Source organism: Micromonospora sp. NPDC002717 (genome assembly GCF_040295705.1).
GTDB lineage: Bacteria > Actinomycetota > Actinomycetes > Mycobacteriales > Micromonosporaceae > Micromonospora.
The window spans coordinates 368,328-383,915 of the sequence record NZ_JBEOVW010000003.1; the positions used below are offsets into that span (position 1 = coordinate 368,328).

Consider the following 15,588-nt stretch of genomic DNA (forward strand, 5'->3'; position numbering starts at 1 on the left):
CACCATGTGGGATGCGCGTCCCGAAACGGCTCCGACGTGCGCGCTTGACCACAGGGCCCGGCGTTGGCAAGGTTTTGCAGGCTTCGCGCACACCGTACGGCAGACCGATACCGTTCCTCCACTGAGGACGGAAACAACCCGGCGGTGACCGGGCAGCGCCCCGGGCCGCATCTGGAGGACTGAGTTGAGCACCATCCGCTCCGCGACCGCCGCGGCGCTCGCATCGGCCGTGCTGGCCACCACGCTCACCGGCTGCCAGTTCGGCGCGGACGAGCAGGACACCAGTCCCATCGTCATCGCGGCGGACCTCGAACTCTCCGGCGCGGCGGCGACCGCCGGCAAGGCGTACCAGCGGGCGTTGGAACTGAAGATCGAGCAACTTAACTCCTCGGGCGCGCTGAACGGCCGGAGGATCGAACTCAAGGTGAAGGACAACCGGTCGGACCCGGCCGAGTCGTTGCGCAACATCGGTGACTTCAGCGCCGATTCGCAAGTCAGCGCGATCATCATGGGCGGCTGCAACGAATGCGCGGTCGGCGCCGTCCGGACCATCAACGAGAAGCGAATTCCCACCATTGCCCTCGCCTCGTCCGGCGCGGTGTCCAGCCCGATCGCCGACCGGCGGTACGTGTTCAAGCTCGCCCCCAACGCGGCCGACAGCGCCGCCGCCCTCGCCGTCGAGATGCAACGCAAGGGCGTCAAGACGGCCGGCGTGCTGTACAGCGACGACGACTACGGCCGCGAGGGGCTGGCCGCGCTGCGCAGCGAGTTCGCGAAGAGCGGCATCAAGCCACCGGGCGCGGAATCGGTCAAGACCACCGACACCGAGGTCGGCGAGCAGATCAAGGCGCTGACCGAGGACGAGCCGGACGCGCTGGTGGTGTGGACCTCGCCGGAGCAGGCGGCGCTCGCCGCCACCGCGGCCCAGCAGGCCAAGTTCAAGGGATCGCTCTTCTTCGACGCGGCGGCCGCCGGCGACCTCTTCCTCGGCACCGCCGCCCGGGCGACCGAGCGGGCGACCATGGTCTTCACCCAGACCATGGTGATCGACGACGTCATCGCCACCACCCCGGCGAAGGCGGCCCGCCGGCAGTGGTTCCAGGACTACACCGCCCGCTTCGGCGGCTACAACGGCTCGTCCTCGTTCGCGGCCGACGCCGTGCAGCTCATCGCCGACGCCGAACTGCGCGCCGGCGGCGAGCCCGGCCGGGTGGACCGCGACGGCATCCGCGACGTGCTGGAGACGTCGCAGATGGACGGCCTGTCCGGCCCGATCCGGATGACGCCGGACAACCACTCCGGCCTGATGCCGCAGGCCCTGACCACCCTGGTCGCCCGCAACGGCCGGTGGCGCCTCGCGGGGTGAGGGTGGTGGGGCGGTGTGGCCCGCCGTACCCGGCTCCGGGCGGTCAGGCTTGATCCCTGCGCCGGGTACGGCGGGCCACACCTTGGCTGGTCTAGCGGGCCATCGGTCGACGCCGGGTCACCGGTAGACGTCCGCGGTCACCGGTCGAACCCGGGTCACCGGTCCACCGTGGGTCACCGGGCCGACGTGGTGGCCCGGACCCAGGGCAGCGCGAGCCGCTCGACCAGGGAGAGAGCGCTGTAGAGCAGGATGCTCATCAGCGCGATCAGCACGATCGCCGCCCAGGCGGTCGCGGTGTCGCCGATGCCGTTGTACTGCAGGATCTGGTAGCCCAGCCCCGGCTTGTCCGAGTAGAACTCGCCGATCACCGCGCCGATCGCGGCCAGCGGCATCGCCACCTTGAGGCCCACGAAGACCTGCGGCAGCGCGGCCGGGAAGCGCACCTTGCGGAACGCCTGCCACCACGACGCGTTCAGCGACCTGGCCAGCTCGGCCAGGTCCGCCGGGGTGGTGGTGAGACCCGTCGCGGTGGAGAGCACGATCGGGAAGAAGCACAGCAGGAACACCATGGTCAGGATGGGCTTCTCCCCCCAGCCGACCGAGACCACCAGCAGCGGGCCGAGGGCGATCTTCGGCACCGCGTTGACCGCCACGAGCAGCGGCGCGAACATCCGCTCGACGCGGCGGGACGCGGCCAGCGCCATCCCGATCAGCACCCCGGCGACCGCCGAGAGCAGGAAGCCGACCAGCGTCAGCAGGGTGGTCACCCCCAGCGCCGGCAGCAGCACGTCGGTCGACGCCGTCAACGATCTCCACACCGCCTGCGGCGGCGGCAGGGACGCCGGGTGCACCAGCTCCAGCACCGACGTGACCAGCCACCAGACGATCAGCGCGATCAGCGCGCCGAGCAGCGGCAGGCCGACCGCCGCCGGGCGTACGCCGGACCGGCGGGCGGCCGCCGCAACCGGCGGCGTGGTGGGCGTCGCCACCCCGGGCGCGCCGGCCGGGGCCGGAGCGACGGCCTCGCGCCCCGCCTCGGTCGGGTCGGACCGGGTACCTGTCGTCTCCGTCACGGGTCCTCCTCTCCTGCCGGCCAGGGCCGGCACGCGGCGGGGGTGCGCCCTCCGGTCATCCCGATGGGTCACACCCCCGCCGCACTGTCGGCGTCGATCAGGCCTTCGGCGCGAGGCTGAAGTCGATGATCTGGTCGGGGGTGATGTTCTGCTTGAGCTGGCCCGCGCCCTGCAGGATCGCGATGCTCTTGGCCACCCGGCCGCTGTCCAGCGTGCCGAGCTGGGTGCCGGAGTTGCTGGACCGCACGTAGCCGGCCATCAGCTGCAGCTCAGCGGCGGCGGCAGCCGGGTTGGCGGCGTCGACGTTCTTCTTCAGGATGTTGCCCGCCTCCTGCGGGTTGGTCAGCGAGTACTCGAGGCCCTTCATCAGGGCCTGCGTGAACCGCTTGACCATCTCCGGCTTCTCCTTGGCGATCTTGGAGGAGGTGATCAGCACGTTGCCGTAGAGGTCCTGCATCACGTTGCTGTACGGCAGCAGGACGGCCTTCTTCTTGGTCACCGTCTCGATGGTGGGCTGGCCGACGACGAACTGGCCGATCCCGTCCACCGTGCCGGAGGCGAGGGTGCCCATCAGCGTCTGCGCGTCGCCGTTGACCCAGGTCACCTTGGTGGCGTCCACGCCGGCCATCCGGGCGTACGTCGGGAAGAGGTTGCGGACGACGGAGCCCTGGGTGTCGGCGAGCTTCTTGCCCTCCAGGTCCTTCGGCGACGCGATGCCCTTGCCCTCGACGGTCGCGATGGCGGCCATGGTGCGCTGCTGGATGGCGGCGACCGCGACGAAGTCCTTGGCCTGGCCGTTGCCGAACTGGAGCAGGCCACCGGTGAGGTCGATCGGGCCGAAGTCGGCCTGCCCGCCGACGATCGTCTGGATCACCATGCCGGTGCCCTGCCCCGGCTTGATCTCGACGTCGAACCCGGCCTCCTTGAAGAAGCCCTTCTCCTTCGCCACCCAGGCGTAGGAGTCACGGCCGAAGTTGCCGAACGAGGTGAGGTAGGTCACCTTCTCCAGCGCCCCGCCGTTGCCGCCCTTGGCGTCGTCGCCGGAGTCCGAGCCGCTGCACGCGGAGACCAGGGCGAGGGCGGTGGCCAGCGCGGCTGTGGCGACCGTACGGGTCAGCCTTCTCATCAGTACACCATGTCCTTTCCGACCGGTACGGCTCGCCGCCGCCCGGTGGGGGTTGTCCGGCGGGCCGGCGGAGGGGTTGCCGGCTCCACCGTCGTGAGGGGATCCATCGCGGGCACAGCGTACGAGAAAACAACCTTTGCGGTGCCAGCCGTATCGGGTTGCGGTACGGACACAACTCGTGTCCGCCCGTGACGGCTCGCCGCCATCCACTGCGGATCGGCCAGGTGATCCACCCCGGACGATGCGACATGCGGGCAGGCCGGATACCCTGTGCCGCGACTGCTGATCACAGACTCAGGGAGGCCGCCGGAGATGATCCGCCTGTCCGGGGTGTCCCGCACCTTCGACGGCCGCAGTGGCCGGGTGGAGGCGCTGCGCGGCATCGACCTGCACGTCGCCGATGGCGAGTTCGTGGCGGTGCTCGGCCGCTCCGGGTGCGGCAAGTCCACGCTGCTGCGCCTGATCGCCGGCCTCCTGCCGGTGTCCGACGGCGAGATCACCGTGGCCGGTACGCCGATCACCAGGCCCCGCCCCGACATCGCCATGCTGTTCCAGCGGCCGGCCCTGCTCCCCTGGCGCACCGTGCTGGACAACGTCCTGCTCCCCGTGGAGATCTTCGGCTGGAAGCGGGCGAAGCACCGCGAACGGGCCCGGGAGCTGCTGGAACTCGCCGGGCTGGGCGGCTTCGAGAAGCGGCTGCCGCACGAGCTCTCCGGCGGCATGCAGCAGCGGGTCTCGCTGTGCCGGTCGCTGATCGGCGAGCCCCGGGTGATGCTGATGGACGAGCCGTTCTCCGCGCTCGACGCGCTCACCCGCGAGGAACTCTCCGGCGAACTCCAGCGGGTGCACATGGAGTCCCAGGCCACCGTCGTCTTCGTCACCCACTCGATCGACGAGGCGGTGCTGCTGGCCGACCGGGTGGTCGTGCTCAGCCCCCGGCCCGGCCGGATCCGCAAGGTGGTCGACGTGGACATCCCCCGGCCGCGCACGCTCGGCCGCAACGCGCACCTGGCGGACGTCGCCCGGGTCAGCGCCGACCTGCACGAGCTCCTCATGGAGCGGGACCTGCCGGCGGCGGCCGGCACTGAGGGGCGATGAGCATGCGGGTCACCGTCTTCACGGAGCCGCACCGGGGCGCCACCTACGACGACCAGCTCCGCTTCGCCCGGCTGGCCGAGGCCGGCGGGTTCGACGGCTTCTTCCGCGCCGACCACTACCAGGCGATGGGCGACGAGCCGGGGCTGCCCGGCCCGACCGACGCCTGGCTGACCCTGGCCGCACTGGCCCGGGAGACCACCCGGATCCGGCTCGGCACCCTGGTCACGTCGGCGACCTTCCGGCTGCCCGGCCCGCTGGCGGTGATGGTGGCCCAGGTCGACCAGATGAGCGGCGGCCGGGTCGAGCTGGGCATCGGCGCCGGCTGGTACGAGCGGGAGCACAACTCCTACGGCATCCCGTTCCCGCGGATCGGCGAGCGCTTCGACCGGCTGGCCGAGCAGCTGGAGGTCATCACCGGGCTGTGGCGGACCCCGCCGGGCGGGACGTACAGCTTCACCGGCGACCATTACCGGCTGGTCGACGCCCCCGCGCTGCCGAAGCCCGTGCAGGTGCCCGGGCCGACGGTCATCGTCGGCGGACGCGGCCCGAAGCGCACCCCCGACCTCGCCGCCCGGTACGCCGACGAGTTCAACGTGCCGTTCAAGGCCGTCGACGAGACCGCCGAGGCGTACGAGCGGGTGCGGGAGGCCTGCGACCGGGCCGGCCGGGCCGATTCGGGGCGCGGCCCGCTGACGCTCTCCGCCGGGATCCTGGTCGCCATCGGCCGTACCGACGCCGAGGCGCAGCGCCGGGCCGCCCCGCTGCACGTCAAGAGCGCGCTGCCGCCGGAGGACCCGGTGGTCGGCTCGCCCGCGCAGCTCGTCGACCGGATCGGGGAGTTCGCCGCGATCGGCGCCACGCGGGTGCACCTTCGGCTGATCGACCTCGCGGACCTCGACCACCTGGAGCTCATCGCCGCCGAGGTGCTCCCTCGGCTGGACGCAACCCGGTGACCGACGCGCAGCTCTAACTCGGCCCGGTGGGCCAGGAGATCGTGTACGGGAACGACCGGGTCCGGGTGTGGCACATCCGGCTGGAGCCGGGGCGAGCAGCAGCCGCTGCACCGGCACGACCACCCGTACCTGATGGTGGCGGTCCAGGGCGCGAAGGACGTCGTGCAGACGATCGACGGGACCGCGATCGACGCCGACGAGCCGACCGGCGGGGTGGTCCACCGGGACCCGGGCGCCGTGCACATGTCGACCAACGTCGGCGACACGACGTGCCTGCCGCGGCTGGTCGAGCTGAAGTAACCGCTGGCCGGGCGGGTCGACCCCGCTCGCGGCGCGCCGGTGGCGACCTGCCCAACAGGTGCGTAACGTGCCGGACATGGCCTATCGGACCTGGGGCAGACTGCTGCTCACGGCGCTCGGGGTGAGCCTGCTGGCCGGGGCCGGTCAGCTCGGCGTCGCGTTCGGCTTCGGCATTGTCCGGCTCGCCGGCACCTTCACCGGCGCCACCGTCAACCATTGGCCGGCCCAGCTCGTCTGGGCGGGCTGGTTCGCCGCCAGCGCCGCCGTGGTCGGCGCGGTGCTCACCGAACGCCTCGCCCGCCGGGACGGCATGGTGGCCGGCACCGGCCGCCACCTCGCCGTCGCCAGCGGCGCCGCGCTGGGCGCGACCGTCGTCGCGCCGCTCTGCATGCAGCCCGCCCGGGCCGCCGAACTCGTCGCGATGGACCCGGTCTGGGCCGTCGGCATCTGCGCCATCCTCGGCGCGCTGGCCGGCGCGGGCGCCGCACTCGCCGTCCTGCTCCGGCCGCCGGTGGGATGGAACATGGCGGCGGTCGCGGGCGCGGTCTGGCTGCTGGCGCTGCTGTCGACGGCGCCGTCGGTCGCCTCGACCGGGCCGCTGCCCAGCGTACGACTCGGGGTGCTGGAGCCGGCCTGGCTCGACGCCGGCGCGGCCCAGCGACTGGCCCTGGTGATCCTGCCCCTGGTGGCGCTGCTCGCCGGCGCGGCGACCGGCGGGCTGGCCCGGTGGCGCGGCCACCCGCCGCTGGTCAGCGGCACGATCGGGGTGGTGGGTCCGGTGCTGGTGGCGTTCGCATACCTGACCGCCGGTCCGGGCGACGCGACCGACCGCTACCAGCTCACGCCGTACTACGGGGCGTTGTTCGCGGTGGCCACCGGCGCGCTCGGTTCGGCCGCCGCCGCGCTGCTGCGCTGGCCGCTCGTCACGCGCACCGCCCCCGGCGGCGCCATCGAGCCGACCGACATCCTGCGCCCGCTGCCCGCCGGGGCGCTGCCGCACGCCCCGGAGCCGGCCGCCGGGGCCGACGAGCCGGCGACGGTCGACCTGGCCGACGCCGGGCGCGTCGCCGCCGACCGGCATGGGGGTACGGACTCCGGCGGGACCGCCGGCGACGACGCCCCGCCGCCCCGGGCCGTCCCGGCGCACTGGGACTGGCCGGCCGACGGCACCGTCCCGACGACACCCGCCGCCGCTCCGGCCCCGACTTCCGTGGCCCCGGACCGGGCCGCGGGAACGCCGCCCCCGGCGGTCACGGACGCGGCGGCCTCTGCCGAGTCGCCATCCTCGCCGATCAAGGACGCGCTGGCCTCTGCCGGGTCGCCACCTCCGACGGTCACGGACGCGGCGCAGGCAGCCGGGTCACCGGCGACAACAGACGCCGCGCCCGCTACCGGATCACCACCCCCGACGATCACGGACGCGGCGCACCCAGCGACGGATACGGTGCCCCCGCCGCGATCGCCGGCCCCGACGGTCGCCGAAGCGGCACACCCGGCCAGGTCGCGGACGACAACGGATGCGGTGGCCGCTGCCGAGTCATCGACGGCGACGGATGTGCCGGGATCGGCCGAGTCGCCAGCGGCGACGGATACGGCGGGATCGCCGGTACCGGCGGTTACGGACGCGACGGGAGCGGCCGGATCGCCGCCCCCGGTGGAGGCCGTGCCCGCCGCCAGGCAGGACCGCGCTGACAAGGGCGCCCAGGCCGGTACGGCTGCGGGCGAGCACCCACCGGTTGCGGTCGAGGCCGCCCCGCCCCCCGCGCCGCCGGCCGTCCCGGCCGCCCCCAAGCCCCGCCGCACCCGCAAGCCCCGGTCGACGAAACAGCCGGCGGCCGCGGCGGCGAATAGCGCCGACCCGACGCCCGCAGTCATCGACTCCCCCGCCGATCCGGCTCCCCCACCGGCGACGCCGCGCCCCGGGGCTGGGGCCGCGGCAGCGACCACCGCTGCGGCAGGGACAGGGCCCGCCGGGGCCGACACGACCGCTCAGACGGCGAGCAGTGCCGCCGGCCCGGCCCCGATCACCGAGGTGGGTCCGACCACCGAAGTCGGTCCGACCAGCGAAGCCGGGCCGGCCACCGAACCTGGTCCGACCAGCGAACTCGGTTCCACCACCCAAGTCGGTCCGGCCGCCGAAGCGGAGCGGATCGACGGAGCGGAGCGGATCGACGGAGCCGCCCCGACCGCCGGGGCCACCGACCTGTTCGGCACGACGTCCAGGGCCAACTCCCACGAGCCGGACGCCAGCGATCCGCACGCGGTGCCACTCTTCCCCGCCGACGAGCCGGCGACCGGGCGGGTCGGCGAGCCGGATCGGGCGTTCCGGCCGCCCTGGCAGTCCGGACCGGCGTGGCCGACAGCGCCCCGGGTCGGGCCCGACGACGCCCTCGACGCGCCCCGCCCGGCCGCTGCGGGGCCCACGCCCGAGCCGGCGCCCCGGCCCCGGCACCGGGCCCCGCTGCCCGACCTGGCCCGGGCGGCGAACTGGGACGCCCTCGCCACCGCGCGACCCGGGGGCCCCACGCCGGCGCCGGTGGACGCCGCATCGGGGAACGGGACCGCTGCCGCCGAGGCGCCCGAGACGCCGGCCGACGGCGCGGCGTCGGGCGGCCCGGCCGAGCAGCCCGAGGGCCGGACACGTGGTCGGCTGGGGCTGTTCCGGCGCAACCGGTCCCGGGCCGAGGACGCTCCGGCGGACCGGGAGTCCGAGCCGCTGACGGCACAGGACGAGGAATACGTGGACTGGGTCGCCGGCCTGAGCGGTCCGACCGCGGACAACGAGCCCGAGCAGGGGAGCGGTCGGCGGTCGTTGCGGTCCACCGGCCGCCACCATCGCGACTGACCCGGCCCCTGCCCGAGCGGCGGCCCGCCCCGGCACCACGGGGCGGGCCGCCGCTTCGGGTCAGGCCAGCGGCAGGTAGACCCGGCCGCCCGAGGAGACGAACTCCTCCGACTTGTCCTTCATGCCGCGCGCCGCGTACTCCTTGAGCTCCTGGGTGATCTTCATGGAGCAGAACTTCGGCCCGCACATCGAGCAGAAGTGGGCCGTCTTCGCCGGCTCGGCGGGCAGGGTCGCGTCGTGGTACGACCGCGCGGTCTCCGGGTCCAGCGAGAGGTTGAACTGGTCCTCCCACCGGAACTCGAACCGCGCCTTGGAGAGCGCGTCGTCCCACGCCTGCGCGCCGGGGTGCCCCTTGGCCAGGTCGGCCGCGTGCGCCGCGATCTTGTACGCGATCACGCCGGCCTTCACGTCGTCCCGGTCCGGCAGCCCGAGGTGCTCCTTCGGGGTCACGTAGCAGAGCATCGCGGTACCGAACATGCCGATCATGGCGGCGCCGATCGCCGAGGTGATGTGGTCGTACGCCGGGGCGATGTCCGTGGTCAGCGGGCCGAGCGTGTAGAACGGCGCCTCGTGGCACCACTCCTGCTGGAGGTCCACGTTCTCCTTGATCTTGTGCATGGGCACGTGTCCCGGGCCCTCGATCATCACCTGTACGTCGTGCTCCCAGGCCACCTTCGTCAGCTCGCCCAGGGTGCGCAGCTCGGCGAACTGCGCCTCGTCGTTGGCGTCCGCGATCGAGCCGGGGCGCAGCCCGTCGCCGAGCGAGAACGTCACGTCGTAGCGGGCCAGGATCTCGCACAGCTCGGCGAAGTTCGTGTAGAGGAAGTTCTCCTCGTGGTGGGCCAGGCACCAGGCGGCCATGATCGAGCCGCCCCGCGACACGATCCCGGTGACCCGGTCCACCGCCAGCGGCACGTACGGCAGCAGCACCCCCGCGTGCACCGTCATGTAGTCGACGCCCTGCTCGGCCTGCTCGACGACGGTCTCCCGGAACACCTCCCAGCTCAGCTTCACCGGGTCGCCGCCGACCTTCTCCAGCGCCTGGTAGATCGGCACGGTGCCGATCGGCACCGGCGAGTTTCGCACGATCGCCTCACGGGTCTCGTGGATCCGCTTGCCCGTCGACAGGTCCATCACCGTGTCCGCGCCCCACCGGGTCGCCCAGGTCAGCTTCTCCACCTCCTCGGCGACCGAGGAGGTGACCGCCGAGGTGCCGATGTTGGCGTTCACCTTGACCAGGAACGCCTTGCCGATGATCGCCGGCTCGCACTCGGGGTGGTTGACGTTGAGCGGCAGCACCGCCCGCCCGGCGGCGATCTCGTCCCGGACGAACTCCGGCGCCATGCCCTCCCGGATCGCCACGAACTCCATCTCCGGCGTGACGACCCCCGCCCGGGCGTACGCGAGCTGTGTCGGGCGCTTCCCGTGCGCCCCGGCCAGCGGCGTGCCCGCGCCGCGCACCGGGGCCACGTCCCCGCGCTCGGCGATCCACGGCCCGCGCAACGGCGGCAGCCCGACCTCCGGGTCGGACCCGGGCCCGGAGGTGTCGTAGAGCCGGACCGGCGCGTTGTCGCCGGTCAGCTCCACCTCGGCGAAGGGCACCCGGACATCCGGCCGGGACCCCTCCACGTGGACCTTGCGACGTGTCTGCATGACTGCCTCCCCTGTGCTCATGCGGACCACCCGAAGTGGTCCAGCGGGCCGCGTCCCGCGCCCAACTCCCAGTCCCGCCCGCCGGTCAGCGCGCGGAAGACGTACGCCTTGGCGGCGGCGACCGCCGTCGGCACCGGGTCGCCCAGCGCCAGCCGGACAGCGACCGCCGCCGAGAACGAGCACCCCGTGCCGTGGTTGTGCCGGGTGACGACCCGGGGCGCGCGGAGCACCGTGGTGACCCCGTCGCCGTGCAGCACGTCGACCGCCTCGCCGTCGCAGTCCACGTCGCCGCCGGTCACCACCACGTGCTCCGGCCCGCCGGCGGCCAGCGCCTCGGCGGCGGCCACCATCTCCTCGGCCGTGGTCACCGGGCGTCCGATGAGGGCCGCCGCCTCGTCGCAGTTCGGCGTCGCCACCCGGGCGTACGGCAGCAGCCGCTCGACTGCGGCGACCGCGCCCAGCCGGTGCCCGCTGGTGGCGACGAGCACCGGGTCGACGACGAGGTGCGGCAGCCGACCGTCCCGGGCGGCGCCGGCGACCGCGTCGGCGATGGCCGGGGTGGCCAGCATGCCCGTCTTGACGGCCCGCACGGCGAAGTCGGCGAGCACGCTGTCGAGTTGCTCGGTGACCGTGCGCGGCGGCAGCGGCAGGACGGCGTCGACGCCCCTCGTGTTCTGCGCGGTGACCGCGGTGATCACGCTGGTGCCGTACGCGCCGAGGGCGGCGAAGACCTTGAGGTCGGCCTGGATGCCCGCGCCGCCGCCGGAATCCGAGCCGGCGATGGTGAGCACGGTGGTGGGTGTCATCGGTCCCCCAGACGAGGCGGCGGGGAGACCGCCGACCGGAAGGCGGCGGTGAGCGTGGCGGCGACCTCGGTCGGGTCGTCGGCGCGCATGATCGCGCCGAGCACCGCCACTCCCGCCGCTCCGGCGGCGACGCAGGCGTGCAGGTGCTCCGGGGTCTGCACCCCGCCCAGCGCGAGGACCGGCACAGGGCTGGCCTCGATCAACCCCCGGAGCCCCGCGGGGCGCAGTGGTGGGCCGTAGCCGGGTTTGCTGCGGCTGGGGAAGACCGGCGACAGGGTCGCGTAGTCCTCGCTGGTGACGCGGCGCAACTCGGCCTCGTCGTGGCAGGAGCGGCCGACCAGGCCGAGGCGCGGCGGCGGGTACGGGCCGGCCGACGGCAGGTGCACCGCGTCCCCGTCGAGCGGGTCCGGGCCGGCCACCACCAGCGTGCCGCCGACCTCGGCGAGGATCGCACGCAGCTCGACGGCGAGGGCGGCGCGCTCGGCCCGGGGCAGGTCCCGCTCCCGCAGCACCACCCACCGCACTCCCCCGGCGACGGCCCGCGCGACGACCTCGGCCAGTGGCCGCCGCGCCTGCCACCGGTCGGTCAGCAGGACGACGCCGGACGGCCCGCGCGTGATCCTGGTGGGAAACGGCCCCGTCGGGGGCGCTTGCGTACCAGGATCCGCCGGAACGGCACCGGTGCGGGTCACAGGTCCGGCCGTCCGTCGTCGGGGGTGGAGGCCAGGGCGTGGAAGCGGCGGGCGATCCGGCCCGCCCCGTACGCGAGCCGCCCCGCCTCGACCGCGTACCGCATCGCGGTGGCCATCGCCACCGGGTCGGCGGCCCGGGTGACCGCGCTGGCCAGCAGCACCGCGTCGCAGCCCAGCTCCATCGCCAGCGCCGCGTCGGAGGCGGTGCCGATGCCGGCGTCCAGGATCACCGGCACGTCGACGCTCTGCCGGATCAGCCGGATGTGGTGCGGGTTCGACACGCCCAGGCCGGAGCCGATCGGCGCGCCCGCCGGCATCACCGCGGCGCAGCCGACGTCGGCCAGCCGCCGCGCCAGAATCGGGTCGTCCGACGTGTACGGCAGCACCACGAACCCGTCCGCCACGAGTGCCTCGGCGGCGCGCAGCAGCTCCACCCCGTCGGGCAGCAGCGTGCGCTCGTCGCCGATCACCTCCAGCTTCACCCAGTCGGTGCCGAACGCCTCCCGGGCCAGGTGGGCCACCTTGACCGCCTCGCCCGCCGTGTAGCAGCCGGCGGTGTTCGGCAGCAGCCGCACCCCGCACCGGTCGAGCAGGTCCAGCAGCCCGCCGGCGGTGCCGGGGGCGGTGTCGACGCGGCGCAGGGCCAGGGTGACCAGTTCGGTGCCGGAGGCGCGGATCGCGTCCTCCAGCACGCGCAGGTTGGCCGCGCCGCCGGTGCCGAGGATCAGCCGGGACGTGAGGCGCACGCCGCCCAGGTCGAGGCTCACCGCGTCACCCGCCCTGGGCGGCGCTGAGCACCTCGACCCGGTCGCCGTCGCGCAGCACGGTCGCCGGCCAGCCGGTACGCGGCACGACCTCCCCGTTGACCGCGACGGCGAGGCCGCGCTGCTGGTCGGTGACCGCGCGGACCAGGTCCGCGACGGTCGAGCCGCCGGGCAGGCTGCGCCCGGCGCCGTTCACCGTCAGTTCCACGGGTGTTCCTCCTCGGGTGCGAAGGCGCCGGAGCGGCCGTCGGCGGCGGCCCGGACCACCGGCCCGGCGCTGCCGGCCTGTCCGGCGGTGCCGGCCGGATCGGCGGTGGCGCCCGGCGCGAACCGGTCCGGGGTGAAGGGGGCGAGCAGCGGGTCCGCCGTACCGGTGACGACCAGGTCGGCGATCAGGTCGGCGGTGAGGGGGGTGAGCACGATGCCGTGCCGGTGGTGACCGGTCGCGGCGAGCACGCCCGGCCGACCGGGCAGCGGGCCGAGGACGGGGGCGTTGTCCGGGGTGCCGGGGCGCAGGCCGGCGAGGGTCTCGACGAGGTCGTACTCGGCCAGCTCCGGCAGCAGGTCGACGGCGGCGCGGAGCAGGCGCAGCACCGCCCCGGCGGAGACGTCGGTGTCGGCGCGCTCCTCGACGGTGGCGCCCACCACCACCTCCCCGCCGTCGCGGGGCACAAGATAGACGTGCTCGCCGTCGGCGTACCCCCGGATGACGTGCCGGAAGCCCGGCGCGCCGCCGCCGGGCGCGCGGAGCCGTAGCACCTGGCCCTTCACCGGCCGCACCGGCAGCCCGGTCAGGGCCGCCGCCCCGCAGCCGGCCGCGACCACCGTGACGCGGGCATCCACCTCGGACAGATCGCGCACGGCGGCGGGCACCAGCGTGGCGCCGGCCCGCTCGGCGGCCGTGCGCAGCGCCGGCACCAGCCGGCGCGGGTCGACCTGGTGGTCGGTGGCGGCGAGCGCGCCGCCGCGCACCCGGGGCGCCAACGCCGGCTCGCGGTCGCGCAGCGCCGAGGGGCGCAGCGGCGTCACCGGCAGCCCGAGACCCTGCTGGTACGCCCACAGCCGGCGCGCCTCGGCCAGGTCGTCGGCGGTGAGCCCGACCATCAGCGTGCCCTCGGTGCGGTAGCCGACGTCCGCGCCGGTGGCGGCGGTCAGTTCGGCGGCGAAGGCCGGCCAGCGGGCGGCGGAGGCGGTCAGCAGCCCGGTCAGCTCGTGCTCGCCGAAGTACGCCTCGGCGACCGGGGCGAGCATCCCGGCGGCGACGTGCGACGCGCCGGACCCGGGGGCGGGGTCGTGCACGGCGACCCGGAGGCCGCGCGCCGCGCAGCGCCAGGCGATCGCCAGCCCGACCGGTCCCGCCCCCACCACGGCGACGTCCGGCCGGCTCAGCACCCCAGCGCTCCCAGCAGCTCCGCCGTCGCCCGGGCCGGATCGGCCGCCCCGGAGAGCGCCCCCACCACCGCCACCCCGTACGCCCCGGCGGCCAGCAGCGCGGGCGCGTTCGCGGCGGTCACCCCGCCGATCGCGACCACCGGCACGTCCACGGCGGCGGTGACGGCGCGCACCCCGGCCGGGCCGATCGGCGCCGGCAGGCCGGTCTTGGTGCTCGTGGCGTGGCAGGGACCCACGCCCAGGTAGCTGGCCCCGGCGGCGACCGCCTCGGCGGCCGTCCCCGGCTCGCGGGCGGTGGCCCCGAGCACGGCGGTCGCGCCGAGCACCCGGCGGGCCGCCCCGACCGGCAGGTCCGCCGCGCCGACGTGCCCGCCGGCGGCACCCACCGCCAGCGCCACGTGCAGCCGGTCGTTGACGAGGCAGGGGACGTCGTACGGCGCGCAGAGCGCGACCACCCGGCGGGCCAGGTCGTACGCCTCCCGGTCGGTGGCGTCGTCGGTGACGCGGACCTGCACGACCAGTTCGGCGCGGGCCACCGGGAGGGCGGCCCGCAGCACGGCCAGTGGATCCCGCCCGGGTCGGGTGTCGGTGATCAGATGCAGTCGCCCAAGGGACGGCACGGCAACACTCCTCCCTGCGCCGGCATTACCCGGATCAGGTTCGACGGTCGGGGGCTCTCAGCCCCCCTCTCAGCCCGGTGCACCGGGCTCCCGTGGGTCACTTGCGCGTGTCACCGTACGACGGATCGCCGGATCCGCCAAGGGCGGGACGCGGATTTCACACCGACCGTCCGAAGCCGACGATCGGGGCGGCACGTGACCGACCCGTCACGCGATGCTGTGCGGATGCCCTCCCCCGCCCGGGTACCGCCGCGCCTGGCCTTCCTGCCGTTCCGGGCGAGCGCCGCCGTCGCCGACGGCCTGCTGACCCGTTCGACCTCGGTCGACAGGCGCCGCGCGACGAGGCTCTGGTGGCCGTCGACGCGCTGCTGCACCGCCGGGTGGTCAAACTGCCGGCGCTGTCGGCGTACGCCGACACTCGTCGTCGTTGGCCCGGGCTGCCGCTGCTGCGGGAGGTGCTCGCGCTGGCCGAGCCCCTGAGTGAGTCTCCGATGGAGACCCGGTTACGGCTCTCACCGCCGACGACGTGCTCCGGCACCGGAACCTGACGGTACGCCTCGTCGCCGCCGCCCTCCGCGAACGCGTCGACGGCGGAACGCCAGGTCGGTCAACCACCCACGGTGACAGCCCTGGCGTTCCACCCGCCGACGAACGTCCACACCGGCGGGGCGCCGCAGCGCACACCCCACAACGGCCAAGCTGGAACGGCCATGCGCCGAGCAATGGGGACGGGTGGAACACCAGGGCTGTCTCCCGGGGTGGGAGAGGTCCGCGGTGTTCCACCCGTGGAAGCATCGCCCCCCCGCCCGGCCCGGTCAGGGGCCGGGCGGGCGCCGACCCCCCCCCGCGGGGGGGGGGGGGCCGGGGGGGGCGGGGGGTGGGGGGGGGGCGGCGGCCGAC

At 74.9% G+C, this 15,588-nt stretch carries 14 protein-coding genes, 1 pseudogene and 1 riboswitch; of the genes and pseudogenes, 6 read left to right on the top strand and 9 right to left on the bottom strand.

The window, feature by feature from the left end:
- Positions 1–184 precede the first annotated feature (184 nt).
- On the top strand, positions 185–1,366 hold the full coding sequence (locus tag ABT006_RS08120) for an ABC transporter substrate-binding protein (RefSeq protein ID WP_350704116.1): 1,182 nt from the start codon (positions 185–187) through the stop codon (positions 1,364–1,366).
- Positions 1,367–1,539: 173 nt separating this feature from the next.
- Here ABT006_RS08120 and ABT006_RS08125 read toward each other — a convergent pair whose 3' ends face one another.
- Positions 1,540–2,355 carry an ABC transporter permease gene (locus ABT006_RS08125; protein WP_350704169.1) on the bottom strand — a complete coding sequence of 272 codons (816 nt, stop codon included), beginning with the start codon at positions 2,353–2,355 and terminating at the stop codon, positions 1,540–1,542.
- A gap of 181 nt (positions 2,356–2,536) precedes the next feature.
- Positions 2,537–3,565, bottom strand: a complete 1,029-nt coding sequence (locus ABT006_RS08130) for an ABC transporter substrate-binding protein (RefSeq protein WP_350704118.1) — start codon at positions 3,563–3,565, stop codon at positions 2,537–2,539.
- Between the two features lie 312 nt (positions 3,566–3,877).
- Between ABT006_RS08130 and ABT006_RS08135 the strand changes: the two genes are divergently transcribed.
- From ABT006_RS08135 to ABT006_RS08150, 4 genes and pseudogenes are all read left to right on the top strand, one after another.
- Positions 3,878–4,663: an ABC transporter ATP-binding protein gene (locus tag ABT006_RS08135; RefSeq protein ID WP_350704120.1), complete on the top strand. Its 786-nt coding sequence runs from the start codon at positions 3,878–3,880 to the stop codon at positions 4,661–4,663.
- A gap of 2 nt (positions 4,664–4,665) precedes the next feature.
- Positions 4,666–5,616, top strand: coding sequence for an LLM class F420-dependent oxidoreductase (locus ABT006_RS08140; protein WP_350704171.1), 951 nt, complete (start codon positions 4,666–4,668; stop codon positions 5,614–5,616).
- 26 nt (positions 5,617–5,642) lie between these two features.
- Positions 5,643–5,916, top strand: a pseudogene (locus ABT006_RS08145) (cupin domain-containing protein).
- A 76-nt stretch (positions 5,917–5,992) separates the two neighbouring features.
- Positions 5,993–8,761, top strand: coding sequence for a hypothetical protein (locus ABT006_RS08150; RefSeq protein ID WP_350704122.1), 2,769 nt, complete (start codon positions 5,993–5,995; stop codon positions 8,759–8,761).
- A 60-nt stretch (positions 8,762–8,821) separates the two neighbouring features.
- On the opposite strand, the gene thiC is transcribed toward ABT006_RS08150, so the two are convergent.
- The 7 genes from thiC to thiE all read right to left on the bottom strand — a co-directional run bounded on the left by thiC (position 8,822) and on the right by thiE (position 14,688).
- The gene (gene thiC / locus ABT006_RS08155) at positions 8,822–10,414 is read right to left on the bottom strand and encodes a phosphomethylpyrimidine synthase ThiC (protein ID WP_350704124.1); all 1,593 of its coding nucleotides are present in this window, start codon (positions 10,412–10,414) and stop codon (positions 8,822–8,824) included.
- A 17-nt stretch (positions 10,415–10,431) separates the two neighbouring features.
- The gene (thiD, locus tag ABT006_RS08160) at positions 10,432–11,220 is read right to left on the bottom strand and encodes a bifunctional hydroxymethylpyrimidine kinase/phosphomethylpyrimidine kinase (RefSeq protein WP_350704126.1); all 789 of its coding nucleotides are present in this window, start codon (positions 11,218–11,220) and stop codon (positions 10,432–10,434) included.
- Positions 11,217–11,840 (bottom strand): thiamine phosphate synthase, encoded by a 624-nt coding sequence (locus ABT006_RS08165; RefSeq protein ID WP_350704173.1) that lies wholly within the window; start codon positions 11,838–11,840, stop codon positions 11,217–11,219. Before ABT006_RS08165 ends, thiD begins: the two co-directional genes overlap by 4 nt.
- Positions 11,841–11,908: 68 nt before the next feature.
- The gene (locus ABT006_RS08170; protein WP_350704128.1) at positions 11,909–12,679 is read right to left on the bottom strand and encodes a thiazole synthase; all 771 of its coding nucleotides are present in this window, start codon (positions 12,677–12,679) and stop codon (positions 11,909–11,911) included.
- Between the two features lie 4 nt (positions 12,680–12,683).
- A complete protein-coding gene (gene thiS, locus ABT006_RS08175; protein WP_132230919.1) occupies positions 12,684–12,884 on the bottom strand; it encodes a sulfur carrier protein ThiS in 201 nt (66 codons plus the stop codon).
- Complete coding sequence (gene thiO / locus ABT006_RS08180; RefSeq protein WP_350704130.1) at positions 12,875–14,068, bottom strand: glycine oxidase ThiO; 1,194 nt, start codon at positions 14,066–14,068, stop codon at positions 12,875–12,877. The genes thiS and thiO overlap by 10 nt, the downstream gene beginning before the upstream one ends.
- Entirely contained in the window at positions 14,062–14,688 is a 627-nt protein-coding gene (gene thiE / locus ABT006_RS08185; protein ID WP_350704132.1) for a thiamine phosphate synthase, read from the bottom strand. The genes thiO and thiE overlap by 7 nt, the downstream gene beginning before the upstream one ends.
- Positions 14,683–14,791: riboswitch (TPP riboswitch) on the bottom strand. Its footprint overlaps the gene before it by 6 nt.
- Positions 14,792–15,038: 247 nt before the next feature.
- On the opposite strand from thiE, the gene ABT006_RS08190 reads away from it, so the two are divergent.
- Positions 15,039–15,236: a hypothetical protein gene (locus ABT006_RS08190; protein WP_350704134.1), complete on the top strand. Its 198-nt coding sequence runs from the start codon at positions 15,039–15,041 to the stop codon at positions 15,234–15,236.
- Positions 15,237–15,588 lie beyond the last annotated feature (352 nt).

Excerpts from the sequence above, each read along its gene's own strand:
- ABT006_RS08130 (WP_350704118.1), bottom strand. The coding sequence starts at position 3,565 with ATGAGAAGGCTGACCCGTACGGTCGCCACAGCCGCGCTGGCCACCGCC.
- ABT006_RS08135 (WP_350704120.1), top strand. The coding sequence starts at position 3,878 with ATGATCCGCCTGTCCGGGGTGTCCCGCACCTTCGACGGCCGCAGTGGC.
- ABT006_RS08140 (WP_350704171.1), top strand. The coding sequence starts at position 4,666 with ATGCGGGTCACCGTCTTCACGGAGCCGCACCGGGGCGCCACCTACGAC.
- ABT006_RS08150 (WP_350704122.1), top strand. The coding sequence starts at position 5,993 with ATGGCCTATCGGACCTGGGGCAGACTGCTGCTCACGGCGCTCGGGGTG.
- thiC (WP_350704124.1), bottom strand. The coding sequence starts at position 10,414 with ATGCAGACACGTCGCAAGGTCCACGTGGAGGGGTCCCGGCCGGATGTC.
- thiD (WP_350704126.1), bottom strand. The coding sequence starts at position 11,220 with ATGACACCCACCACCGTGCTCACCATCGCCGGCTCGGATTCCGGCGGC.